23 protein-coding genes are annotated in these 23883 nt (G+C 49.0%); 16 read left to right on the plus strand and 7 right to left on the minus strand.

What is annotated here, in order from left to right; translation table 11 throughout:
- Positions 1 to 148 precede the first annotated feature (148 nt).
- The 10 genes from B9G79_RS09025 (at position 149) to B9G79_RS09070 (ending at position 7939) form a co-directional block, all read left to right on the plus strand.
- Positions 149 to 709, plus strand: coding sequence for a YceD family protein (locus B9G79_RS09025; protein WP_088565227.1), 561 nt, complete (start codon positions 149 to 151; stop codon positions 707 to 709).
- A gap of 38 nt (positions 710 to 747) precedes the next feature.
- Positions 748 to 933: a 50S ribosomal protein L32 gene (gene rpmF, locus B9G79_RS09030; protein ID WP_011164465.1), complete on the plus strand. Its 186-nt coding sequence runs from the start codon at positions 748 to 750 to the stop codon at positions 931 to 933.
- 30 nt (positions 934 to 963) lie between these two features.
- Positions 964 to 1959 (plus strand): beta-ketoacyl-ACP synthase III, encoded by a 996-nt coding sequence (locus B9G79_RS09035; RefSeq protein WP_088565228.1) that lies wholly within the window; start codon positions 964 to 966, stop codon positions 1957 to 1959.
- 3 nt (positions 1960 to 1962) lie between these two features.
- The gene (fabD, locus tag B9G79_RS09040) at positions 1963 to 2937 is read left to right on the plus strand and encodes an ACP S-malonyltransferase (protein WP_088565229.1); all 975 of its coding nucleotides are present in this window, start codon (positions 1963 to 1965) and stop codon (positions 2935 to 2937) included.
- Between the two features lie 78 nt (positions 2938 to 3015).
- Positions 3016 to 3765, plus strand: coding sequence for a 3-oxoacyl-[acyl-carrier-protein] reductase (gene fabG, locus B9G79_RS09045; protein ID WP_041583536.1), 750 nt, complete (start codon positions 3016 to 3018; stop codon positions 3763 to 3765).
- Between the two features lie 116 nt (positions 3766 to 3881).
- Positions 3882 to 4118 carry an acyl carrier protein gene (acpP, locus tag B9G79_RS09050; protein ID WP_011164461.1) on the plus strand — a complete coding sequence of 79 codons (237 nt, stop codon included), beginning with the start codon at positions 3882 to 3884 and terminating at the stop codon, positions 4116 to 4118.
- 6 nt (positions 4119 to 4124) lie between these two features.
- Positions 4125 to 5396: a beta-ketoacyl-ACP synthase II gene (fabF, locus tag B9G79_RS09055; protein WP_088565230.1), complete on the plus strand. Its 1272-nt coding sequence runs from the start codon at positions 4125 to 4127 to the stop codon at positions 5394 to 5396.
- A 3-nt stretch (positions 5397 to 5399) separates the two neighbouring features.
- Complete coding sequence (locus B9G79_RS09060) at positions 5400 to 5876, plus strand: RpiB/LacA/LacB family sugar-phosphate isomerase (protein WP_088565231.1); 477 nt, start codon at positions 5400 to 5402, stop codon at positions 5874 to 5876.
- A gap of 98 nt (positions 5877 to 5974) precedes the next feature.
- Positions 5975 to 7222 (plus strand): serine hydroxymethyltransferase, encoded by a 1248-nt coding sequence (gene glyA / locus B9G79_RS09065; RefSeq protein WP_088565232.1) that lies wholly within the window; start codon positions 5975 to 5977, stop codon positions 7220 to 7222.
- A 132-nt stretch (positions 7223 to 7354) separates the two neighbouring features.
- Entirely contained in the window at positions 7355 to 7939 is a 585-nt protein-coding gene (locus B9G79_RS09070) for a M23 family metallopeptidase (protein WP_088565233.1), read from the plus strand.
- A gap of 139 nt (positions 7940 to 8078) precedes the next feature.
- On the opposite strand, the gene B9G79_RS09075 is transcribed toward B9G79_RS09070, so the two are convergent.
- A complete protein-coding gene (locus B9G79_RS09075; protein ID WP_088565234.1) occupies positions 8079 to 9056 on the minus strand; it encodes a hypothetical protein in 978 nt (325 codons plus the stop codon).
- A gap of 428 nt (positions 9057 to 9484) precedes the next feature.
- On the opposite strand from B9G79_RS09075, the gene B9G79_RS09080 reads away from it, so the two are divergent.
- Complete coding sequence (locus B9G79_RS09080; RefSeq protein WP_088565235.1) at positions 9485 to 9775, plus strand: hypothetical protein; 291 nt, start codon at positions 9485 to 9487, stop codon at positions 9773 to 9775.
- A 16-nt stretch (positions 9776 to 9791) separates the two neighbouring features.
- Here the strand turns inward: B9G79_RS09080 and B9G79_RS09085 are convergent, their stop codons facing one another.
- Positions 9792 to 10400, minus strand: coding sequence for a hypothetical protein (locus tag B9G79_RS09085; protein ID WP_088565236.1), 609 nt, complete (start codon positions 10398 to 10400; stop codon positions 9792 to 9794).
- 217 nt (positions 10401 to 10617) lie between these two features.
- Between B9G79_RS09085 and B9G79_RS09090 the strand changes: the two genes are divergently transcribed.
- On the plus strand, positions 10618 to 11535 hold the full coding sequence (locus B9G79_RS09090) for a bestrophin family protein (RefSeq protein ID WP_088565237.1): 918 nt from the start codon (positions 10618 to 10620) through the stop codon (positions 11533 to 11535).
- 58 nt (positions 11536 to 11593) lie between these two features.
- Here the strand turns inward: B9G79_RS09090 and B9G79_RS09095 are convergent, their stop codons facing one another.
- On the minus strand, positions 11594 to 12184 hold the full coding sequence (locus B9G79_RS09095) for a YceI family protein (RefSeq protein WP_088565238.1): 591 nt from the start codon (positions 12182 to 12184) through the stop codon (positions 11594 to 11596).
- Positions 12185 to 12642: 458 nt separating this feature from the next.
- Between B9G79_RS09095 and B9G79_RS09100 the strand changes: the two genes are divergently transcribed.
- Positions 12643 to 13782, plus strand: a complete 1140-nt coding sequence (locus B9G79_RS09100; protein ID WP_088565239.1) for a patatin-like phospholipase family protein — start codon at positions 12643 to 12645, stop codon at positions 13780 to 13782.
- On the opposite strand, the gene B9G79_RS09105 is transcribed toward B9G79_RS09100, so the two are convergent.
- A complete protein-coding gene (locus B9G79_RS09105) occupies positions 13779 to 15644 on the minus strand; it encodes a potassium transporter Kup (protein WP_232468501.1) in 1866 nt (621 codons plus the stop codon). The two genes, B9G79_RS09100 and B9G79_RS09105, sit on opposite strands and share 4 nt — an antisense overlap.
- A gap of 306 nt (positions 15645 to 15950) precedes the next feature.
- A complete protein-coding gene (locus B9G79_RS09110; RefSeq protein WP_088565241.1) occupies positions 15951 to 16532 on the minus strand; it encodes an NADPH-dependent FMN reductase in 582 nt (193 codons plus the stop codon).
- Positions 16533 to 16607: 75 nt separating this feature from the next.
- Between B9G79_RS09110 and B9G79_RS09115 the strand changes: the two genes are divergently transcribed.
- Together B9G79_RS09115 and B9G79_RS09120 are read left to right on the plus strand one after the other, a co-directional pair.
- Positions 16608 to 17291, plus strand: coding sequence for a PilZ domain-containing protein (locus tag B9G79_RS09115; RefSeq protein WP_088565242.1), 684 nt, complete (start codon positions 16608 to 16610; stop codon positions 17289 to 17291).
- Between the two features lie 62 nt (positions 17292 to 17353).
- Entirely contained in the window at positions 17354 to 18664 is a 1311-nt protein-coding gene (locus B9G79_RS09120; RefSeq protein ID WP_088565243.1) for a hypothetical protein, read from the plus strand.
- Between the two features lie 2 nt (positions 18665 to 18666).
- On the opposite strand, the gene B9G79_RS09125 is transcribed toward B9G79_RS09120, so the two are convergent.
- Positions 18667 to 20076, minus strand: a complete 1410-nt coding sequence (locus B9G79_RS09125; protein WP_232468503.1) for a hypothetical protein — start codon at positions 20074 to 20076, stop codon at positions 18667 to 18669.
- Positions 20077 to 20406: 330 nt separating this feature from the next.
- On the opposite strand from B9G79_RS09125, the gene B9G79_RS09130 reads away from it, so the two are divergent.
- Positions 20407 to 23313 carry an outer membrane lipoprotein-sorting protein gene (locus tag B9G79_RS09130; RefSeq protein ID WP_232468504.1) on the plus strand — a complete coding sequence of 969 codons (2907 nt, stop codon included), beginning with the start codon at positions 20407 to 20409 and terminating at the stop codon, positions 23311 to 23313.
- On the opposite strand, the gene B9G79_RS09135 is transcribed toward B9G79_RS09130, so the two are convergent.
- Positions 23310 to 23816 carry a TetR/AcrR family transcriptional regulator gene (locus B9G79_RS09135; protein WP_232468506.1) on the minus strand — a complete coding sequence of 169 codons (507 nt, stop codon included), beginning with the start codon at positions 23814 to 23816 and terminating at the stop codon, positions 23310 to 23312. The genes B9G79_RS09130 and B9G79_RS09135 overlap by 4 nt on opposite strands.
- Positions 23817 to 23883 lie beyond the last annotated feature (67 nt).

Here is a 23883-nt window from a genome sequence, read left to right on the forward strand (position 1 = left end):
AGCCTACTCCCGCTGTGGAAGCCCGCAAGACCCACTGGACGAAATCAGTCCTTGACCAACCGCTTCAAATTCACTACAAAGTCCCGTTCCCCTATTACAATGCACTATGGGCCCGAAGAGGCTTTTTTGGGGAACCTGAGGAGTTTCTATGAAGATCAAATTGACTGAAGTCCCTGAAGAAGGCCGTTCCTATCATTGGACGACCCAGTCCGGCGAAGCCAATGCCGTTTTGGCCGATATCGTGGGTAAGAATGCCTACGATACTGAGTTTTTTATTAAACCTCTGAATTCCAAGGACTTTGAGCTGACCGGCAGAATCAAGACGAAATCCCCGGAAGTCTGCTCCCGTTGCGGAAATGATATTAATTTCCCGGTGAACGAACGCTTCCATGAGATCCTGATCCCGAAACAGTCCCAACCCCGTGCCAGCAAGTATTCCAAGGTCAACCACGTCAGCGATCTGCCAGAGGGTGGACCTGAGGTTTCTGAATACGAAAACATGGCTTTTGATATGGGCGAGTTCCTGCACGAAGTGGTGGCTCTTGCTGCGCCTTTTAATCCGGCATGTCCGGAAATTGGTGAAGATGGAAAACCCTCAGATTGCAGAATTCCCGAGTCAGGACAGGGTCTTATCTACGACGAAGAAATGCCTGTGGAAAAGCCCCAGAATCCATTTGCAGCTCTAAAGAATTTAAAACGGTTAAATTAACGTGCTTTGCTAAATACTAGTTTAAAACGAGGTTTGAAATGCCAACTCCTAAGAAGAAAACATCCCGCTCCAAGCGTGACATGCGCCGCTCTCACGACGGTCTTACTGCTCCAGCTATCGCTGTAGAAAAAAAGACTGGTGAACTTGTTCGCCCTCACCGCGCACACAAAGGTGCTGACGGTGCTTTGTACTACAAAGGCAAACAAATCAGCGCAGCGAAGTAATCTCGCTTCCTAACAGAATAGGTTGACTCCATGGCAGGAATGTATCGATCTCGAGTTTCAGGGATAGGCTCCTATCTACCGGAAAAGATTCTTTCAAATAAGGATCTGGAAAAAATGGTAGAAACCAACGATCAGTGGATCGTTGAAAGAACCGGGATCGAACGCCGCCATATCGCCTCTGAAGATCAGGCCACGTCTGATCTTTGTGTCATCGCCGCCAAGCGCGCTCTGGAAGACGCTCATCTCAAAATCGAAGATATCGATATGATTCTGGTGGGCACCGTAACAGGTGACCATCAAATGCCGTCCACTGCGTGCTTTGTTCAAGCAAAACTTGGAGCTAAAAACATCATGGCTGTGGATTTAAACGCAGCCTGCTCCGGTTTCCTTTACGGCGTCAGCATTGCCGACCAATTCATCCGCACAGGCATGTACAAAAACATCCTGGTTATCGGTGCGGAAGTCCTTTCCCGCTACATGAACTACAAAGACCGCGAAACCTGCATTCTTTTCGGAGATGGTGCCGGTGCGTGGGTCGTGTCTCGTGCTGCTGAAGGCGAAACCAATGTTATCGAAAGCTCTCACCTGCGTGCCGACGGCACTTTGGCGGATCTTCTGATCCTTCCTGCAGGTGGCAGTAAAATCCCGCAATCCCATGAAGCTATCGACAAAGGTCTGAACTTTATGACCATGAAGGGCCGCGATATCTTTAAGAACGCGGTACGCACGATGGCTTCCTGCTGCCAGGAGGCTCTGGAGCACAATAAAGTTGCCCCTGAACAGGTCGACTGGATTGTTCCTCACCAGGCCAACAAGCGCATCATCGAGGCGGTTGCTGATCAATTTAATTTCCCTATGGAACGCGTGATTGTCTACCTTCAGGAAACTGGTAACACATCAGCGGCTTCCATCCCTCTTGCATTCGACTGGGCCGTTAAAAACGGCAAGATCAAACGAGGTCAGACTATTTTGCTTACCGCTTTCGGTGCAGGTCTTACTTCCGGCAGTATTCTATTGAGGTACTAAAAAATGTTTACACTTGTATTCCCAGGACAAGGCAGCCAGCAACCTGGCATGGGCCGTTTTTTGTTTGAAAACTTCAAGATCGCTCAGGAAACTTTCGAAGAAGGTTCCGAAGCCCTGAAACAGGACATGAAAAAGCTTTGCTTTGAAGGTTCTGAAGCAGACCTGGCTTTGACCGAGAACACGCAACCCGCTTTGCTGTTGGTTTCCACAGCCACTCAAAGAGTTCTGACCAAAGAATTCGGCGTGAAAGCGGCGGCGGCGGCTGGTCACTCTATCGGTGAATATGCGGCGATGGTTGCAGCAGGTGTGACTCGTTTTGACGAATCCATGCGTGCCGTAAAAACCCGTGGACAGGCAATGCAGTCTGCCGTTCCTGTGGGTCAAGGCGGAATGGTCGCGATCCTGGGGCTTGAACCTGATCAGGTTGAAACTCTTTGCAACTACGTGGTGAAAAACTCTGGCGTGGGTCCATTGTCAGCTGCCAACTTCAATTCTCCAGGACAAATCGTTATTTCTGGTTCACAAAAGGCCATCAACTGGCTGAAAGACAACTTCAAGCCAGAGGCGATTTTTGCGGAAGCTCCAAAACGCGCAAAGCTGATCCCACTGACGGTTTCAGCGCCTTTCCACTGTGAAATGATGAAGCCGGCCGAAGACAAGATGAGAGAAGTCCTGACCGCGATGAAATTTGAAACGGCGGCCTTCCCGATCATTCAAAACTTCCACGCCAAAGCTGAAACCGATGGTTCCATCTTGCGCGAAAATCTGATTCGCCAAGTGTCAGCCCCTGTGCGCTGGACTCAGAGCATGGAAGTCCTTAAGGGCATGGGTCACTCTCAAGTTATCGAGTGTGGCGCAGGAAAAGTCCTTCAAGGTCTGCTGAAAAAGATCGACGGAGATTTCTTCAAAGTCATGACCACAACTTCCATCGAAGATGTGAAAATTATTGAAGAATTTCTGAAAGCTACGAGTCATTAAAATTTCTTGAGCTTTATTCGGAGTTCGGTCAAAGTGTGCTGAAAACAACACAGGTTATTGCTTAAAAGGATTTTGCACATGAGCGGAAAGTCGCTTCAAGGAAAGAAAATTGTTGTCACTGGTGGCAGCCGCGGAATTGGCGCTGCTATCGTTAAGCTTCTTGCTGATGAAGGCGCTCAAGTCGCCTTCACTTACTCTTCCCGCGAAGAGGCCGCTCAACAAGTGGCTCACTCTTTGACCGGTGAAGGTCACTTTTACATCAAAATGGATATCGCGAACGAAGAATCTGTGAACTCTGCTGTAGATCACATTCTGGAAAAATGGAGCGATATCGACGGCGTTGTGAACAATGCCGGCATCACCAAAGACGGCTTGCTTCTGCGCATGAAATCAGAAGATTTCGATTCCGTGGTGAACACCAATCTGCGCGGCACCTTCCTGGTGACGAAAGCTTTCACCAAACCCATGATGAAAGCCCGCAAAGGCTCCATCGTAAATATCGTTTCTATCATTGGCGAGACTGGCAATGCCGGTCAGGCGAACTATGCCGCCTCCAAAGCCGGCACGATTGCTTTCAGCAAATCCGTGGCGCTGGAGCTGGGTTCCCGCAACGTGCGCGTGAACAACGTGGCCCCTGGATATATCGCAACAGAAATGACAGATGTTCTTTCTGAAGACGTAAAATCCAAAATGATGGAGAAAATTCCCTTGGCAAAAATCGGCGAAGGATCCGACGTGGCGCAAGCCGTGCGCTTCCTTTTGAGCGATGAATCCAAGTACATCACCGGTCACACACTGGACGTGAACGGTGGAATGCATATGAACTAAGTTCGCGAATAAACTCGCGAAAAACTTCATCTCGCCTAAGAGCGACATGATAGAGTTCTAACACTAGACTAGACTTGTAATTTAAGTAATATTGAACGCACTATTAGGAGGCATAAATGGCTATTCATCCAAAGGTTAAAGATATCATCGTTGAACAACTTGGCGTAGATCCAGATAAAGTTAAAGCGGAAGCTTCTTTCATCGACGATCTGGGCGCAGACAGCTTGGATATCGTTGAACTTGTGATGGCAATGGAAGAAGAATTCGATCTTGAAATCCCTGACGAAGACGCTGAAAAGCTGAAGACAGTTCAAGACGTAGCTTCTTACCTTGAGAAAAAAGGAAAAGCTTAATTCATTATGAACTCCCGATTTGAACGTCCATCCAAACCACAGAGAAGAGTTGTCGTCACCGGAGTAGGCGCAGTCACTCCCCTTGGTAACACCATTGAGGAGAGCTGGGCAGCTGCAACCCGTGGTCAGTCTGGGATCGCCAAGATTACCAAATTCGACACGACAGGCTTTGATGTGACTTTTGCCGGCGAAGTAAAAGGTTTTAATACAGACCAATACATCGAGAAAAAAGAGCAAAAGAAAATGGACGAGTTCATTCACTACTCGATCGCAGCTTCCAAAATGGCCGTGGAAATGGCCAAGCTGGAACTGACCGAAGAAGTGAAGAATCAAGCGGGAGTGATTATTGGTGTCGGTATCGGTGGTCTTGCGAACATCGAAGAAACCGCCATCAAAATGAAGGAAAGAGGACCGGGCCGTATCAGTCCGTTCTTCATCCCTTCTGTGATCACGAACCTGGCCGCGGGTCAGGTGACGATCTCACTGGGACTGAAAGGTCCTAACTATTCTGTGACTTCCGCGTGCGCTTCAGGCGTTCACTCTATCGGGGATGCAGTTCGCTATATTCGCGACGGTGTGACTGATGTGATGCTTGCAGGTGGCGCAGAAAGCACAATCTGCGGACTGGCTGTTGGAGGCTTTGCTTCCATGCGCGCCCTGTCCACCCGCAACGATGCTCCTGAAAAAGCCAGCCGTCCTTGGGATAAAGACCGTGACGGATTTGTTTTGGCAGAGGGTGCGGCGGTTCTTTGCATCGAATCCCTTGAGCACGCCGTCAAACGTGGCGCTAATATTCTTTGCGAAATCACAGGCTACGGAGTTTCCTCCGATGCTTATCACATGACTTCCCCGGCTCCGGAAGGCGCTGGTGGTTATGCGGCGATGTCCATGGCTTTGAAAGACTCTGGTCTGAAAGCGGAAGACATCAACTATATCAACGCTCACGGCACAAGCACGCCGGTGGGTGATGGCCTTGAAACCGCGGCAATCAAACGCTTGCTGGGTGATCATGCGAAAAAGGTCTGGGTTTCCAGCACCAAGTCCATGATGGGTCACGCGTTGGGCGCAGCTGGCGCAATTGAATCTGCTTTCTGTGTGATGGCAATTCGCGACCAGGTGGCTCCTCCAACGATCAACTTGGAAAATCCGAGCGAAGACTGTGATTTGGATTACGTTCCTAATGAGGCACGTAAAGGTAAAATCACCAATGTCATCAATAACAGCTTTGGTTTCGGTGGAACCAACGCCTCCATGATCTTCTCGAAATACGAAGGATAGAAAATGATTGTCTATGTTGGCTGCGATCACGCTGGGTTGGATTTAAAACTTAAAGTGATGGCGGCTCTTCCAGAAATTCAATGGAAGGACATGGGCACTCACTCTGCTGATTCTGTCGACTATCCGGACTATGCCGACCAGGTATGCCGTGAAGTTGTTAAAGTGGAACTTCAAAATCAAAAGAACAATCTGACTGATTCTCAAAAAGGCCCGGCTTTGGGTCTTTTGATTTGCGGCTCTGGTCAGGGCATGGCTATTCGCGCTAACAAGTTCCCACAAATTCGTGCGGCTCTTTGCTGGAATAACGATATCGCCCGCCTGTCCCGCGAACACAATAATGCGAACATTATTTGTCTGAGCGAACGCTTCACCTCCCCTGATGATGCCGTGAAGATGATCCAGACGTTCCTTTCAACATCCTTCGCCGGTGGACGCCACCAGCAACGTGTTGCCAAGCTTTCAAGCGACACTGGTTGTTGAGACTTTTAAATTCCTGTCTTTCAAGGGATACTTTCATCATCTGATTTAACATCACGACTAAAATCAAAGCACACGAACCTGTGCTAAGGAGTCCGTCTATGCATTCAACTTCACTCAGCTTAGCCCAAGTGGATCCGGAAATTCTGGCCGCCATCAACAAAGAATCTGAACGGCAGCAGTTCGGACTGGAAATGATCGCCTCAGAAAACTACACCTCCAAAGCCGTGATGGAAGCACAAGGATCTATCCTGACAAACAAGTATGCCGAAGGTTACCCAGGCAAACGTTACTATGGTGGCTGTGTGAATGTGGACACCGTCGAGTCTTTGGCGATTGAAAGAGCGAAAAAACTTTTCGGCGTTCAATATGCCAACGTACAACCGCACTCAGGTTCTCAGGCTAATATGGGTGTTTATCTGGCAGCATGCAAAGCGGGCGATACCATCCTGGGAATGGATTTGTCCCACGGTGGTCACTTGACCCACGGGTCTCCGGTGAACTTTAGTGGCTTGCTTTTCAAGGCGGCTTCTTACAAGTTGGATCAGGAAACGGGTCGTTTGAATTATGATACAATCCGCGCAACAGCCAAAGAGACTCAGCCAAAACTGATCATCGCAGGCTACAGTGCTTATCCGCGCACTTTGGACTTTGCGAAATTCAAAGAAATCGCAGATGAAGTCGGCGCTCAGTTGCTGGTGGACATGGCGCACTTTGCGGGCCTTGTGGCCACGGGTCATCACCCGTCCCCGGTTCCTTACGCTGACTACATCACTACGACAACTCACAAAACTTTGCGTGGCCCCCGTGGCGGCATGATTCTGACGAACTCTGAAGAAAAAGCCAAGATCATGAATTCCCGCATCTTCCCTGGCATCCAGGGCGGCCCGCTCGAGCACGTGATTGCCGGCAAAGCTGTGGCTTTCGGCGAAGCACTTAAACCAGAGTTTAAAGATTATTCCGGCAAAGTTATCAGCAATGCCAAGGTTCTGGCTGAAGAACTTCTGTCTGCAGGCTTCAAACTTGTGACTGGCGGTACGGACAATCATTTGATCTTGATGGATCTAAGCGACCGTGAAATCACCGGGAAGCTTGCAGAAAATTCTTTGGATGAAGCTGGCATCACTGTGAACAAAAACACTGTGCCAAATGAAAAGCGCTCTCCATTTGTCACAAGTGGTGTGCGTATTGGAACCCCTGCATTGACCACGCGTGGAATGGGTCCTTCAGAAATGAAGCAAATCGCGAAGTGGATCGGCCAAGTTCTGAATAATGCTGAAGATGTTGCAGTGAAAAATCGCGTGCATGAAGAAGTAAAAGAGCTTTGCAAGCAGTTCCCGATTTACTAAATTCAGTCTCAAGCTGACAAAGTGTTACGAAGCCCTCAGAAAACTGGGGGCTTTTTTTGTGGTTTTCACCAGTGAAAATGCCTTTATTTTAAGCTGGCCTTTGGTCAAAAAATTCTTTGGATCCAAGGGCTTATGTCGTATACTCAATCCATGACACCAGGATGGAATCAGCTCGTTAAAATTGCAGGATGCATTGCCACGTTGGGAACTTTGGGTTCCTGTACGACTTTTCACACACCCCTTTCACGCGAATATCTGGCGCCCAACGGGTCTAACACCCGGGTAGCAGCCTCCGACCACAACCCGCGCTTGATTGAATCGTCTTCTTTGACGTTTGATTGGCCTGTGGATCGCGCACGTATGACCCGTGGTTTTTTACCTAACAAACGCCGCCCGCATCTGGGTATTGATCTGGCAGCACCTAAAGGAACGCCTATTTTGGCTTCTCAGGCTGGCACCGTGATCTATGCGGGTCGTGAGTTCCGGGGATATGGAAAAATGGTTCTGATCGAGTCTGGCAACGGCTGGGCAACGCTGTATGCCCACTTTGACAAGATCCTGGTCTCTGAAGGACAGAAGGTTCGCCAGGGCGAGGTTGTCGGCGCCATGGGCCGCACAGGACGCGCCACCGGGGTCCACCTGCACTTTGAAGTCAGAAAGGACCGGGGCCCCATTGACCCGCTTCCACTTCTGCCCACTGTCACTGCTCAACTATAAATCATAAAAAAACAAAACCCGCTCACAAAGGCGGGTTTTTTATTTTCCGAAACGTCCAAGATGAACGTCTTTATGTTTAAGAAATAAAAAAGGCCACCCCGAGGGGCAGCCTTTTAGTTTTCCTAATTTCCGTCGGGAATTAGAACAAGTTCAAGTTAGCAGAAACTGCTACGTTTGTTCTGTCAGCACGAACATCTTTAGGAGTGAACTGTACGTTTGGATAAACGTAGATGTCACGAGTAACGGAGATACCAACACCAACAGACTGGTATGGTTCCATTTGGATCAAATCGCCGCTGTCTTCGTACTTAGCAAATTGGAAGTAACCAAATACTGTTCTGAAAGAGTAGTCGTCGTTGAAAGCGTACTCAGCAAATGGGAACAAGCCCACGCCGTAGTCATAGCGCAAATCGCCTGGAACGTTGAAAGAACCTTTAGCGATATCTTTATCTAGAGACAAAGACAAACCACCTTGCCATTTGGAATCACCGAAGTCAGCAAGCACAGTTTGGCTTACAGACAGGTTACCCATCAGGTTGTAGTAATCAGTTTGATCTTCTTCAGTGTAGTGAGAGTAAGTCACGCTGGAGATCATCTGCATGTCCATTGCACGGTAACCGTGGCTGTAGTCCATGTATGGAGTGGAAACTTGAGTACGTTTTACATCAGCACCTTTTCTGGAAGCGCGTGGATCTTGGAAATCCTTAGTGATGTCGCCTTCAAGTGGAGCCATGATAACTACACCAGTACCGAAAGAAAGGTTACCACCTTTGGATACACGGTAGTTCACACCCACGTTACCGGACAAAGCAGTCAAAGACTCGATTGTCGCAGAAGCGCGGTAGTTAGGACGGATAGAATCGAAAGGTTTTTGCAAAGAGCCGCCGTTGTAACCAAGGCTGGATTTGAAAGACCATTGAGACTTGGAACCAAGCTCAGAACGCATACGAGCATTCGTGATCTCCTGATCGATGTCTTCTTTTTTCTCTTCAGACTTTTGAACATCAGACACTTTTACAGTGCTAGTGTTTGCATTTTGGTTTTGTTCTTCTGCCTGAGCAGCAACAGAAACCAAAGACCCCGCCAAAATCAGTGACATCAAAATTTGTGTTTTCACTGTTTTCCCTTTCAATATGGTTAATTATGTTTCTTTTTTCTTTTCCGTCTTTCGACGTTTAATTTTTAAACTCTAATTTCGAATCACTATCTGTTTCGGACCCCGGACTATCCCCCCAGATCCTTTTTGCCAAAAATGGTCCCAATTTGGAGCCACATAGGCCAATAAGCAAGTAAGGTGCCACGTCTTTGGTCGAGCGGCAAAGCAAATCTTGACTGATATTTAAAAAATCTTTCCATCAGTATCGCTTAATTTTGATTTGAGGACATTTTTGCCATTATGAGGTGGTATCCTTTTGTATCATTACACTTTCATCTTGTTCAAATGACAGCGGCCCATGAAGAAAATTCAGTGCCACTTTGGCCCATGTAAACCTACAAGTTGCAGCCCTCATCCGAGATTTGAATACTCTTATGAAGGAGGTTTTTATGGCCGATGCTCAAGAACTCACCCGGGAACGGGCTTTTCTGCATGATGTCGGAGTCAACCTCAATGGGGCTCTTTTTATCGTCGAGCGTCTAATTGAAGAGATCAAAGAAGAGGAAGGTCGGCTGGAAAACGATTCCGAGATCGAACGGCTGTTTAACAACCTCGCCACCCGTCTGGCCAAGATCGACAGCCAGGTGAAAAGCCGCCATAACCTTTTATCGGAACTGCTGGATCTGGAGATTCAAAACGAAAAAAGGAAGAGTGCCTTGCGCGACTCTTCCTATAAATAGTCTGTTCTTCGAGTTCTTATTTGATCAGGCTGGAAGAGCTGCCACCGGTGACGGCCTGATTAAGATACCCCACCATCCCGCGAGGATCTGTCTGGCTTGAGCCCAACAAAGGAAGCTCATTGCCCGGAGACAGCCACTGATAAAGATCCTGATGCTCAGGCTTGGTCTTATCAAAGTAAATACGGATGCCCTCCTGAATCACAATACGTCCGTTCTGATAGACCTCCATCGCGGCATAGTAAGGATTGCACTCGTCATTTCCACACATGGCGTGATAGCGAATGTTGTATCCATTCACATCCACACTGCCATCCACGATTTCGGTGCTATAGTGATGACTGGTCACAGGGAACTCGGTGTTGTTGATCAGGATGGTGGCCATGACCACGCGGGGACCTGGCTGTCCTTGTGGAGTCCAGTATCTTTTGACTCCGACGATGTCGGCCTCCAGGCCCTGAGCCGCAGCCTGCTCTCCGGCCTCCTGGGTTTTGGCGCCATCAACAACACTTGCACCCATTTTGTTTTTCGCATAGCGCGCGGCAAATTCAGAATCCTTCTTCGCACAGGCGGTCATCATCAGACTGCCTGCGAGCAAAGCTGCAAAGATCATTTTTGTTTTCGTCATAAGCCACTCCTTGTTCGGTGAACAAACGATGAAAGTGCAAAGCCTTCGCCACAATCAAGAACCGCAGAACTGCGGGAAATCCTTCCTTATTCTCACCTTGAAACGCGTCTCAGGATAAAACACTCCACCCCGGTTCGAACACTTTGCGCCCCCTGTCGCCCAGCTCTTTGACAGATAATCCCCGGAGGCCTAGGCTTATTCCATCGAGGTGTTCACAATGGTCATTCGGCCCAAATACAACTGGTTTAAAATGCTGCTGGTGTGGAAGGGTTCGGTTCTGCCCGAAATCCTGCCACGTCTGATTTTTATTTTCATTCTTTCAGCTCTGGTGATTTACTTCCATGGCGTATTCTTTTCGGTGAAGGTTTCACTGAATCCCACACCTTTTACTTTAATGGGGATCGCGCTGGCGATCTTTCTTGGCTTTCGCAATTCGGCGGCCTATGACCGCTTCTGGGAGGGTCGCAAGCTGTGGGGAGCCCTGCTGAATGTGTCCCGTTCCTTAAGCCGGCAGGCGCTGACATTCACAGGTCTTGACGCCAATCACGCGGAAAGCCGCAAGTTTCTTCAGTTGATCATCGCTTTTGCCTATTGCACAAAACACCAGTTGCGAAAAACAGACGCCACCGCCGATCTGAAACGCCTGGTTCCCCAGTTGGCCAACGAATTGTCACAGGCTGAATACAAGGCGGCGATCCTGCTTCGTCATCTGGGACAGTGGGTTCAGGATCAAAAAGAGGCCGGACGACTGGACAGCATCACGGCCGGGATGTTTGATAAGAATCTGAATGACATGTCGGACATTGTCGGGGGATGCGAGCGCATTGCCAACACGCCCATTCCTTATCCTTACGCTGTGCTTTTGCACCGCACTGTCTACATTTACTGTGTGCTTTTGCCCTTTGGACTGATGGACAGCATTGGCTGGATGACCCCGGCGATCTGCACCTTTGTGGCTTATACGTTCATGGCTTTGGATGCGATCGTGAATCAGATCGAAGAGCCCTTTGGCACCGAAGACAATGATCTGGCATTAAATCAGATGTGTGAAACCATAGAATTCAGCGTGCAGGAAATGCGCGGAGAAAAAGTGCCCCACAAAAAGCACGAGGCCGGTCAGTTCGTGTTCAACTGATAAAAAAAGGCATCACGGGTTTCGTGATGCCTTTTTACGTTGTCTTTATTAAAGAAAACTATTTTTTCGCAACAAGTTTCAAAGTCAGTTCGAACTCGTCGTTGATGATTTTGTCACCAGCAAGTTCTTTGAAGAAGTTGCCAGAACCGTATTTCAGACCCCATTTAGTGCGGTCGATTTTCACAACAGCTTCACCAGTTGCAACACCTTTATCAACAGTCACTTTCGCAGGGAACTCAATCGGGTGTGTGCCACCGATCATTGTGAAATCACCTTTTACCAGAACTTCACCTTTGTTTTTGGATGGAGTTACGGAAGTGATTTTGAAAGTGGACGTCGGGAACTTGCCTGCGTTGAAGAAATCTTCAGTGGACAAGTGACCTACAAGCTTTTTGTTGTAGCCTGCATCTTTCACGTCTTCGTTTGTAATCGTCGTCATATCAACAACCACGTTACCACCCGTCAATTGACCTTTATCAACCGTCACCTGGCCTTCTTTTACAGAAATGCCACCATTGTGGGCGTCGCCCATTTTTTTGGTGCCTTTCCATGCCACAGTGCTGGCCTTAGTATCAATTTTATAAACATCTGCCGCTTGTGCATGAGCAGCAGCTACCAATACGAACGCAGCAAAAACAGTTTTAAACATTGCATTTTCTCCTTCGCAATTCCCGTTGTTTAACATCACTGTTAACCATCAAAACTTTCCCGCATAATGTAACAGAGATCAACACAGAAAAGAAAACCCCTCCCAAAATCCAATCGGCAGGACTTTTGGAGCCCCCGGCATTCAATGCAGTCCTTAGTATTCAGGAAATATTCAAGGTGGAGTTTTCAGTTAAATTTCATTTGGAATTTTATGGGATCTTTATGAATTTCTTTGAATGCAGAAATTAGAAAGGGAGTCGCTCTGACTCCCTTTTACAAGGCAGGTTTCCCTTTTACAAGGCAGGTTTCCCTTCAATGGGACCAGCAACCGAATAAAGATTACTGTGGCCTTGTTCGAGTTCAGTATCGCTTATCTGTATTTTTCTGCAAGTCCAGAAAACGTCTGTCCGCGCCCCCTAATGTCTCTTAAAATCAAAGACAAAAGAAAGGGGGCCCCCTTTGTCATCCCTCGGTCTTGTTTTATCCGGAGGCGGAGCACGCGGAGCCTATCAAGCCGGAGTCATCAATGCCCTGGCAGAGATCAGTCGCCAGGAGGGCATCGCCTATCCGTTTTCCTATTACACCGGCGTCAGCGCAGGTGCTATCAACACGGCCTTTTTAACCACCGCCGACAACTGCCATATCGGCAGCGCCACCGCCAAGCTGACTGAACTATGGACAGGCATCAGTGCGGAGCAGGTTTATGTCAGCGATATTTTTTCTTTATCCAAAGGGGGCATACAATGGTTGATGGATCTGTCCATGGGGGGAATGAAAAAGTCCTCTCCTCATCGCTCGCTGCTGGAAACCAAGCCTCTGTATGAGTTGATCCGAAAAAATTGTGATTTCAATAACATTCAAAAAAACATCGACGCCAAAAGATTCCGAGCCGTGGCGGTTTCGGCTTTGGACTATTTCACCACTTCCACAGTCACTTTTATTCAAGGAGAGGAAAAGATCCCCACCTGGACCCGCGTGCGCAAAGTGGGCCTTGCCGGAAAAATCACCGCCGATCATGTGATGGCATCAGCGTCCATCCCCCTGCTGTTTCCGCCCACGACAGTGGATGGACGGTTTTTTGGGGATGGCAGCATACGCAATCAGTCCCCATGCGCACCAGCCATCTACATGGGAGCGAGAAAACTGATCGCCATTGGTGTGCGCAAGAAACAAGATATTTGTTACGCCTCAAAACAGGTGAACACCAAAGAAGCCCCCTCCATCGCCCGGATTGTCAGCGTGATTCTGAACACCGTCATGATGGATGGTCTGGAGGCCGACATCGAGCGACTTGAAAGGATTAATTTAAACCTGCAGAAAATCTCTGCCAGTGAGCTTGAACATGTGTCGGTAAAGCCAGTGAAACACTTATGGATTTCACCATCGGTGGATCTGGGCGAGGTCGCCTCAATGAAAACCGAAAAACTGCCACCCATGATCCGTTATCTTCTGCGGGGCCTGGGGACTTTGCAGGAAGCCAGCGAGATCGCAAGCTTTCTGCTGTTTGAAAAATCCTATTCCGCTGACCTGATTGAAATTGGTTATAAGGACGGCATGAATGTCCGGGAGCAGGTGGTGCGCCTGCTCCATGAGGATTAGATCTCGACCTGAATTCCCACTTCGATCACCTGATTTGGCGGAATGCGGAAGAACGCTGTCGGGCGCTGGGCATTCTTGGACATGATTGCAAACAGACGTTCACGCCAGTGCGCCATACCTGTTTCGCCCGGACGGTTCGGTCCTTTTTCCGCGATGATAGTTTCTCGCCCCAGCACAAATGTCGTTTCATTCACATTGAAGTTGATATCACGCTGACGGCAGGCCTCAAGAATATGTTTCATCTTGGGGATTTCCATAAAGCCGTAGTTCGCAATAATGCGGTAGATATTTGGAATGACTTCCTGAATGGAAATACGATCGCGCTTGGAAACAAACGGCACTTCTTTGGTCTGAATCGTCAAAATGGCCACGCGCTGATGCAGGACTTTGTTATGTTTCATGTTGTGAAGCAATGGCGCAGGCACACCCCACGGGTCACCCGCCATATATATCGCCGTCCCCGGAGCACGCAATGGCGGTTCACGCAGAAGCTTCTGACAGAAGTCCTCAATCGGCATCGAGCGCTCTTTAAGACGTCGAAACAGAATCTGGCGCCCTTTTTGCCAGGTCGTCATCAACAGGTAAATGATCGCACCAATCACCAGCGGCACCCAACCACCGTGCGGGATCTTATGAATATTCGCCCCGAAGAACGCCAGATCCATAATCAGGAAAGATCCGAAGATCGCGGAAGACTTTAACAGACTCCACTTCCACTTTTGACGGGCCACTTCAAACGCCAGGATTGTTGTGATGGTGGTCGCCCCCGTCACCGCAATACCGTAAGCCGCCGCCAGATTGCTGGAGGTTTTAAACGTCAATACCAGCCAGATCACCCCGATGAACATGGACCAGTTCACGATCGGCACGTAAATCTGACCGATCTCCTGACTGGAGGTATGGATGATATTCACACGTGGACAGAAGCCCAACTGAATCGCCTGACGCGTGATCGAGAACACACCCGTGATCAACGCTTGAGAGGCAATAACCGTCGCCATGGTTGACAGCATAACCATCGGAAGCAACGCCCACTTCGGCGCCAGCATATAGAAGGGATTCGAAACCGCTTCCGGATTATTCAGAAGCAAAGCCCCCTGGCCGAAATAATTCAGCACCAATGCCGGCAAAGCCACGAAGAACCAAGCCAGACGAATCGGTCTTTTTCCAAAGTGACCCATATCCGCGTACAGAGCCTCACCCCCGGTCACCACCAGGAACACAGAGCCCAGCACCAGGAAGCCTGCCATGCCGTTGGCCATCATGAACTCAATCCCATGATGCGGCAGCAGAGCCTCAAAGATATGCAGATTTTCCGCCATTCCACGAATACCCAAAAGCCCCAGCACCGTGAACCAGATCAGAAGAATCGGACCAAAGATCACACCAATGCGGGCCGTGCCGTATTTCTGCATCAGGAAAAGAGCGTTCATCACAAAGATAGTCAGCGGAATAATATACGGACTGAACTGAGGAGCGACGAGAGTCAGACCTTCCATCGCGGAAAGGACAGAGATGGCCGGTGTGATCATGCCGTCACCATAAAGCAAAGCCGCACCAAAAAGACCGATGATGGTCATCACCCAACGACGTCGCGAAACATCTTTCGAGTGCTGGCTGCGCACGGCCAAAGCCATCAGGGAAAGAATACCGCCCTCCCCTTTATTGTCTGCTCTCATGACGAAAGCCATGTACTTGATACAGATGGCAAGAACCAGCGTCCAGAAGATCAGCGACAAGATGCCGATCACATTTTCCGGGGTGGGTGCCAGGCCGTATTCACCGAAGCACTCGCGCATGGCATACAGAGGACTCGTACCGATATCCCCAAACACCACACCAAGGGCGCCTAAAGCGAGCATTAAAACATTGGAATTATTTTTGTGATGACCCGGATTTTCGATAGAAAAGACCCCGTCTAAGTTGTCGAAACAAGGTTTTAGTCTAGATAAGATCCCTACCGTTGTCAGCAGTCCCCATGAAGATTTGACGCGTATCGACTACATTACAGGAAGTTCAGTTGCCTTTATTTTGGGCTTTTTGAGACCATAGATGTATGGCACGGAATGCGCTTTTTCGCTCGAAATGGTTTTTGGCAGCCCTCTTGATCTTAGGATTGATCTATTTTGAGGGCCGCGTTCATGACAGATTGATCGCCAGCCGACAACCTACGTCGACTTCTTACTCTCAATAAACGAGTTCGCATCCAGTTTATAGGCTTTTAGGGCCGCTGCGAACTTCTGGAATCCTTTGGCTTGCTTGACCAACAAGGACATCATCAACTCGTCCGTCAGTTTACCTTCGGCATTGATGATCTTAAAGACGTTCATCATAAAGACGCGCTCTGGGAAGATAAAGGCATTGCGGTATCCGAAAACACCTTGCAAATGCTCCACCGGACGAAGTGCTCCAAACATCGCACCCAAACCCACAAAACAAACCGGACGGTACTCGAAAGACTCTGGGAACTTCAAGTGATCAATGAAGTACTTCAGAATGCCCGGCATAGAGCCATTGTATTCCGGACACACTACAATCAGGCCCTCGCTGCCAAGAACCTTGTTCAAGTATGGCTGCAAAGCTTCAGAAGGTTTTCCATAGTGAATGTCGTCATGCAGATGCTGCTTTAGTTCTTTCAGATCGATGATTTCAACAGCCTCGCCCAAATCCTTGTAGATTCCCTGGATGATTTTGGAAACTTTAAGTGTGTTGGAATCGGGACGGTCTGTGCCGGCGATGATATATTTCATGAGTAATTCTCCTAGACAAAGTCATATACCTTTCGCTGTAATAAAACACAAGACTCAACTGCGAGGAGCTTCATCGTGAATCCAAAAAACTGGTTCGTGCTTACGGATGGACAGGTCAACGGCCCTTTCGATGTTCAGGAAGTGGAATCCCGTGTGGCCTCTGCCAAAGAAGCCCAGATCTGGGGTCGCGGTCAAAGCGAATGGATGACTCCGATCAAGTGGCGTCAGTCACTGAAGGATTCAAGTCAGGTGGCGATTGCCGCCAATGAACCCGAGGGACTTTGGAAAGTTCGCGTGGAAGGCAAGGACCGTCCGCCGATGAAATACTCCGCCCTGATTTCCTTCCTGAAAGGCATGACCGACTATTCCGCCGTTGATGTCTGTTCTGACAACTCGAATGTGTGGAAGGAAATCTATTCCATCCCCCGCATTGTTGACGATCTGGGCATCAGCCGCAGATCGCATCCCCGCGTACCGATGGTGGGAACCCTTGCTTGTGAAAGCCCCAAAGGCGAATTCAGTTGCCGGGTTATTTCCATCAGCGAAGGGGGCTTGGGAGTGAATGATGCCCAAAACCTGCAAATTGGCGAACGCTTCAAAGGCACTCTGACCAGTCCGAACCTGTTTGTGACTATCAACACGACTTGCGAAGTCGTCTATGTCGGAAACGACGGTTACGCCGGCCTGCGCTTCGTGGGGCTGCCGGAAGAGTTCAAAAGCTCGATCATCGAATACGTGCGCAAGTTTGCCATGGTTTAAACTGCCATCTATCAAGACTCTTTAAATAGAAAAAAGACCGGTGCTATGATGATCTATCAGGAATGTCATGGCTTCTTTCCCTTCTTGCTATTTTCATCCTGCCCTGCTCTGTCTTTGCCGCCCGCAAGACAGAGTGGAGTCTGCATTTGGATTCCAAACTTGAGGCCACGGTTTACCCTGAAGAGTACGGTGAAGACACCAATTCCGAACTTTATGATTTGGAACTGATCCCGATCTATCGCTGGAAATACCTCGAATCCTGGCGTTTTTTTCTGCGCCCGGTTTTTGTAGCCACTCCGAACAACAACTCCGAAGAAGAACGCTATTTCTTTGATCCATCAGAAGCCTATATCCGCTATCAAACCGACAGTTCCTCCCTGCAGGCAGGCTACAACCTTTTCACCTGGGGTGTGACCGATGGTTACAATCCGGTGGATATCGTAAACTCCAAACAGTATTTCGACCCTTTACGCAGCCGAAAGCTGGGGGCTTTGTCTTTGTTATATTCACAAAGCCTGGGAAACTGGGAGCTGGACTTGGTCTATATTCCACAAAATCGCGGTTCCATATTGCCCGGCACAGAAAGCCGCTGGCTGCCCAGGGAAATCTTTGTACCCCAGACTGCCGACAATGATCTGGTGTTGAACCTTCCCGAGAACCTTCGCTACGACTATTCATCAAGAAAGAATCTGGGAAATGCCCTGGATAACAACTATGCCTTCCGTCTGCAGCGTCGCGGGGAATTTATCGACGTCGCCCTGACGGGTTATGAAGGCGCCTCCAGCTTTCCTTTTGTGGAGCCGGTGGTGACAGGCACCATCGTGCAGGTTTCACCAAAAACGGTGATCGATGTGGATCCGGACGTGCTGCTGAACACCTACAACTATCGCATTCGCCAGGGCGGTCTTTCGTTGGTGATGAATCAATGGAATATGCTTTTTAAAGCCGTCGGCAGCTACACCCAAAGCCTGGAGGACAATCCCAACTTGCAGGAATGGACCAATGAGAATGTCCTGGGTCTTGAAAAGACTTTTAATCTGGGGGAAAGCGGACTTCTGATTGCCATACTTCAGTATTCTTTTGTGAACACAGAAAAAAAGAATGATTCCAACCTTTCCATCACAGAAATTTTCCGCAGCGCCTATATGGCTGGCGGACGACTGACTTGGAAAGAAGTCTGGGGATTTAATCTGTTAGGATTGTATGACAGCGTCCATGGAAGCACCTATCAGCAGTACTCCCTCAGTCGCCGCTTCTTTGATGCCTGGGTGCTGGCAGCCACGGCGGACCTTATTCAGGGATCCGCCGACACCCCCTTAGGGGTTTATGGAAAAAATGATTCCTATTCCCTGTCTCTCAGCCGCTCTTTCTGATTTTACGGCGTCAACTGCAGGACCAGATCAGAGGATCCTGTCGTCAGCAGTTTATTCACCTGCAAGGACAGACCTTCTGCCACGGGGATCTCCGGCAAAGTCATACGGACCGACTGCCCCCACAAAGAATCAATGATGCGATCGCGGATCGTCGAGGACTTAAAGCGACGGGACGGGCTGTACCGGGAAATATAGGTGGAATCGTAAGACCCCGTCATTCCCAGCGTCGGATTTACGAACTTCGCCTGAACCTTTCCGTCATCCAGCTTCAAGGTCACCTTGGAGGCGAAGGGCAAAGAAAAATTCATAAACGGCACATAGGTACCGGATTTTGGAGCCCGCATCTTTGCATACATGGAAGCTTTCACAGAGTACTGCACACCTTCGCCCGTGATCTGCACATCTTTATCAGAATAAAGATCAAACATGAATTTTGCGGACTTGGAATAATTCATCAGCTCCGGCCAGATAAACAACTGCACAAAGCGTGAACCCATGATCGTGGAAAAACCCGGAAGTTTGCCGGAGCTGATCTGATGCAGCCACGTGTTTCCTTTATAAGCTTCGCTCAGCATCACATTAATAAAGTCCTTCGGCAGGCGCAAAGAAGCTGAACTTGAAGCCGCCGCAGTTTCCTTGTCCAACTTCAATGTCTTGCGGGAGTCCTCAGTAACACGCGTGAATGTCACTTCCAGAATCCCCTTGGCAAGAAGCCCTTCTGTTCCCAGATCCTGAAAATCCTGAACGGACATTGTGACTTCTATGTCCGGACGAGCCATCACCAGCTTGCGACTGCCTGAGAAATCAAAGTTCACACCTTCGAGGTATTTCTGCACATAGCTTTTGATAAGTTCTTTCTGAGGTTCAACGAAGCCGGCCGAGTCATTGGTGATCTTGGTCACCTCATTCATCAGGACGTCGGAAAAACCCTCGGCACCGGAGCATTGAACATTGCCAGCAACCACCCACGCCCCCGGGTTCCAGGAAAGCGCCACAAAATCAACATTGGCACCCGCCTGCGTGCTTCCCACATTCGGAGTCACCTTCATTGCAAACTGACCTTCGCCGGATTTCAGATTCAGGACAATGTCCTTGCACTGCGCCTGCACACGGAAGCGGCCAATGATGCCCCCGACGTTGCGCTCGACCACATGGTCCACCACGACCTCTGCAATCTTCAGCTCGGCTGCCAGACCTTTGGAGGACAGCTCCAGCGCACTCTGAGATCCGCTTAAGGAGGGCTTTTCAAGGCGGGTCTTGATATTGATGGAAATCCCCTTAATGTCGACCGGGATCTCCTGACTTACGACTCGCTGATCAGGAAATTGCCAGTTTGCGGAGAACTCGCGAGTCGTGAGTGTTTTCCACTTTTCTTCAATTAAACTTTGTTGAAATTGTCTAGGTAGTTTCAACTCAAACTCTGATTCCACAACAGTTCTAGAAAGTGCGGGTACAGTTATTAAGAATGTGAGTAGCGTGGCCGATAGTTTTGTTGTCATCATAGAACTTCGTTTCCTCATCATGTCAGACATCATGTTTCTAAGTTACGGCTTCAACTGAAAAATCTAAAGGAACTTTTTTAAGCAGAATCGAAAGAAGACATTCCAATGATAAATACGACAATCGCCAAATTATTTTCAAAAGTTTCCGTCAAAACAGTCTGCATTTCTACTCTTCTTTTTGTTTTTTTCGCCACCATCCTTAGTCTGTTCGCGCTTCCGAATTTACAAACTCAATACAGTTTGAAGCAGTTCCTTCCCACTGATAACCCGCTTTTACAAAGAGACGAACACACCAAACAGGTCTTTCAGCTTTCTGAAGCTCAGCCCTTTATCATCACGGCCAAAGTGAAGGATGATGGCGAAACCTGGTTTGCCAAAGACAAGATTGAAAGCCTGAAAAATCTGACAGATCTGCTGGCAAACTTTCCTGGCGTGAAAGGCACACTGAGTCTGGCCACAGTCCAAGGTGCCGTAAACAACAAAGATGGCCTGAGCGTAGGTCCATTGCTGCAAAATCTGCCGGAAAAAAACTGGAAACGGGAAACCCTGGCCAATCCCCTGATTTCACCGACACTTATCTCCGAAGACGCGCGCACGGCCTCAGTCATTGTGAACATCAAGTCGATGAACACCAAAGAGCTGCAGCATCTTCGTCAGAATCTGGCGGTGACCGCCTCGGCCTCGGTGCCATTTGCTCAAGTTGAAATCGGCGGAACCCCGGCCGTACAAACCGACGTGGGGGCCTTGCTGACCACGGAGATCCGCAACTTTGTTGTTCTGGGTTTTATTGCCTGTTTCCTGGTGCTGGGTCTGGTGTTTGCCAACTGGTCGCCTTTGATTATTTCTTTTGTGATCATTCTTTGTGCCAACATTCTGGTCCTGGCAGCAATGGCACTTGCCGGATATCCGTTCTCTGTTCTTTCCAGCACCATTCCAATTCTGACCACCGTGGATGTGGTCTCTTTGGTTATTCATACTCTTTTAAGGTACGCCGAAGAACAAAAAAGCCAGCCGTTCCTGACACATCAGGAACGGGTCATTTATACTTTCAAAGCACTCTTTGGAACGAATTTCTTTGCCTCCACGACCACCATGATTGGTTTTTTAAGTCTGCTGGTAACGAAAGTGCCACTGATTCGGGACTACGGTTTGACGGCTGCGGGCGCGATCATCATTGGCTGGATTGTCACCACATTGCTGCTATTCCCGATGCTTTACTTTATGCCGGGTCCAAAAGCGCGTGACTGGGCGTGGGCGAAAGCACGCTGGGGACTGTATCTGTTCCGTCGCTCCGGCGTCTGGGCCTTTTTAATTATTTTAGTGTGTTCTGCTTTGGCCATCAAAGGCCAGGGACTCAGTTGGTCTGCAAGGCTGTTTGATGATTTGCCCGCCAACCATCAGGTGCGCCTGTCCACTGAAACCATCGATCGCGAACTGGGTGGAATGATCCCGGTGGACATTGAAGTCCGCGGGCCTTCCGATTCCTGGAATGAACCTCAATTATTGGCGCGTCTGGATCAGTTGCTCGTTGAACTGCGGAGTATTGATGGCGTGGGAAGTGTTGTGGGGCTTCCGGATCTGGTGGCCGCGGCAAATCTTCATCATTCCCGCCTGCCCGCCAGTCGCTCCTCGACCGCTGAGATCTTTTTCCTTTACTCTTTAAGCAGTGCAAGTCCGCTTAAGAACTTCCTGACGACGGATTCATCCAATACACGTATTTCAGTTCGCACCTTTGATCTTCCTTCGAACCAACTGCAGGAAGTGGTGAATCAGATCCGCGAAAAAGCCCAGACCGCGTTCCCTCAAATGAAGGTGGATGTGACCGGCATGGGATCCACCATTCACCACTTAAATAACGAACTATCCAAGGAACTGATCTTTGGCTTCTGGCATTCGATGATCGCCATTGCTTTGGTGCTGGTCTTTGTTTTCAGATCCGTGCGCTGGGCGATTGTGGCGTGTATTCCGAACCTGGTGCCACCGGCAGCCCTGCTGGGCTTCCTTGCAATTTCTGAAACGCCCATCAAACCAAGCATTGCGATTATTTTCTCGATTGCTCTGGGACTGGCATTCAACAATACGGTTTATCTGCTGGAACGTCTTAAATACATGCAGAAAAAATCCAGCAGCAAAGAGCTGGAAATCGAGCGCACCTTATGGCGTGAAGGAAACCCTTGTCTGATATCAAGTCTGATTCTGCTGGCGGGCTTCTCCGTCTTTATGGCGTCATATTTTGCCATGAACAGGATCTTTGGCTTCTATATGATTTTGTCAATGCTCGCTGGACTGGTGGGGGATTTGATTCTTCTTCCAACGCTGTTGAAAAGTTGCCCTTGGTTGCTGGCTCCCGTACCGTGGAAAAAGGAGAAAGTCATGGCAACAACCGCAGTGATACTTTTGACAATACTTGTGGCAATGGCCCCTGTTCCAACTCACGCCCAGCCTCCGACGACAGAAAAACTGGGCGAGGAAATGAGTCAGCGCCTGCGTTCCCGGGATGAGCAGTTCGTGGTGAAGATGAAAATCATCGAAGCCGATGGCTCCAGCAAAGACCGCGAGATGAAGATCTGGCGTTTCAGTCCGCAGAAAAAAGAGCACTATCTTTTAGTGCGGATGCAAAAACCCCAGGACTTAAAGGGCACGGCCCTGCTGGCCACCCTGAAGGGCGAACAGGAGGACAAATGGATTTACCTGCCCTCCACCAAACAAACGCGCCGCCTGACCGGGGAATCCGGGCAAGGGGGCATTCTGGGGTCTGAGCTTTCCACCGAGGACTTTGATTTCAATCGCGATCAGGGCGTACAAACTGTTATTAAGAAAGAAGCCGAGATCGGCGGGAAGAAATATCTGATCGTTGAATCCGATGTGAACACGACCTCCCCGTCTTATTCCAAAATCATCAGCTATGTTTCCGCCACGGATTATGTGCCGGTGAAGGTCGAGTGTTACGACAAACAGGGAAAACTTCTGAAAACCCTGGATTTCACGGGGTACAAAAAGGTTGCAGGCAACAAAATGCGGGCTTCAAAAATCAGTATCAAAAATGTGCAGAACAAAAGAGCCACGGTGATTGGCCTGTCCCAGGTCAAAATCGACCAGGGCCTGACTGCCGCACGCTTTACACCGAAAGCGCTGGCAGAAGACTAATTCTTTTTGATGTAGTCAGCAAAGAGGTCATTGACTCGTTCCGGCGGCAACTGGAAGGCAATGGCCCCAAGTTCCTTTAAATAGATTTCCAGAATCTGGATTTCACTTAAATCCGGGAACTCGATTTTCATCGCTTTCATCAGCAAAGCCTCGGCCTCATTGATCATCTTGCCAAACTGGGTGCCGGCGTTTTTCTCCAGATAATAAAGCACGAACAAGTAAGGCATGTTTTTCACATCCCGCAGGACGTCGCGCAGACGCTCGCGAATGCCGACTGTTTTGGTCCGTTCCATGTTGAAGATATGAGAGATGACGAATTTATAGGCTTCTTCCAGAACCTTGTCCTTCTCTTTACCGAAATAGTAGTAAATCAGGGACCGGGTGACGTTGGATTCTCTGGAAATATCAGACAAGGTCCATTGTAAATGGCCTTTGGCCACTTCCATCTTCAGGATAGCGTTACAGACCGCAAAATAAATTTCTTCCTTCGATTGAGTTGCCATCCTGCAATTTTGACAAAAACACCCGAATTCTGTCAATGGAAGCCGCCGAATTCGACAAAAACCCTCA

Origin of the sequence: Bdellovibrio bacteriovorus, assembly GCF_002208115.1 — a bacterium.
Taxonomy (GTDB): domain Bacteria; phylum Bdellovibrionota; class Bdellovibrionia; order Bdellovibrionales; family Bdellovibrionaceae; genus Bdellovibrio; species Bdellovibrio bacteriovorus_C.

Excerpts from the sequence above, each read along its gene's own strand:
- B9G79_RS09025 (WP_088565227.1), top strand. The coding sequence starts at position 149 with ATGAAGATCAAATTGACTGAAGTCCCTGAAGAAGGCCGTTCCTATCAT.
- rpmF (WP_011164465.1), top strand. The coding sequence starts at position 748 with ATGCCAACTCCTAAGAAGAAAACATCCCGCTCCAAGCGTGACATGCGC.
- B9G79_RS09035 (WP_088565228.1), top strand. The coding sequence starts at position 964 with ATGGCAGGAATGTATCGATCTCGAGTTTCAGGGATAGGCTCCTATCTA.
- fabD (WP_088565229.1), top strand. The coding sequence starts at position 1,963 with ATGTTTACACTTGTATTCCCAGGACAAGGCAGCCAGCAACCTGGCATG.
- fabG (WP_041583536.1), top strand. The coding sequence starts at position 3,016 with ATGAGCGGAAAGTCGCTTCAAGGAAAGAAAATTGTTGTCACTGGTGGC.
- acpP (WP_011164461.1), top strand. The coding sequence starts at position 3,882 with ATGGCTATTCATCCAAAGGTTAAAGATATCATCGTTGAACAACTTGGC.
- fabF (WP_088565230.1), top strand. The coding sequence starts at position 4,125 with ATGAACTCCCGATTTGAACGTCCATCCAAACCACAGAGAAGAGTTGTC.
- B9G79_RS09060 (WP_088565231.1), top strand. The coding sequence starts at position 5,400 with ATGATTGTCTATGTTGGCTGCGATCACGCTGGGTTGGATTTAAAACTT.
- glyA (WP_088565232.1), top strand. The coding sequence starts at position 5,975 with ATGCATTCAACTTCACTCAGCTTAGCCCAAGTGGATCCGGAAATTCTG.
- B9G79_RS09070 (WP_088565233.1), top strand. The coding sequence starts at position 7,355 with ATGTCGTATACTCAATCCATGACACCAGGATGGAATCAGCTCGTTAAA.
- B9G79_RS09080 (WP_088565235.1), top strand. The coding sequence starts at position 9,485 with ATGGCCGATGCTCAAGAACTCACCCGGGAACGGGCTTTTCTGCATGAT.
- B9G79_RS09085 (WP_088565236.1), bottom strand. The coding sequence starts at position 10,400 with ATGACGAAAACAAAAATGATCTTTGCAGCTTTGCTCGCAGGCAGTCTG.
- B9G79_RS09090 (WP_088565237.1), top strand. The coding sequence starts at position 10,618 with ATGGTCATTCGGCCCAAATACAACTGGTTTAAAATGCTGCTGGTGTGG.
- B9G79_RS09095 (WP_088565238.1), bottom strand. The coding sequence starts at position 12,184 with ATGTTTAAAACTGTTTTTGCTGCGTTCGTATTGGTAGCTGCTGCTCAT.
- B9G79_RS09105 (WP_232468501.1), bottom strand. The coding sequence starts at position 15,644 with ATGCTCGCTTTAGGCGCCCTTGGTGTGGTGTTTGGGGATATCGGTACG.
- B9G79_RS09110 (WP_088565241.1), bottom strand. The coding sequence starts at position 16,532 with ATGAAATATATCATCGCCGGCACAGACCGTCCCGATTCCAACACACTT.
- B9G79_RS09120 (WP_088565243.1), top strand. The coding sequence starts at position 17,354 with ATGTCATGGCTTCTTTCCCTTCTTGCTATTTTCATCCTGCCCTGCTCT.
- B9G79_RS09135 (WP_232468506.1), bottom strand. The coding sequence starts at position 23,816 with ATGGCAACTCAATCGAAGGAAGAAATTTATTTTGCGGTCTGTAACGCT.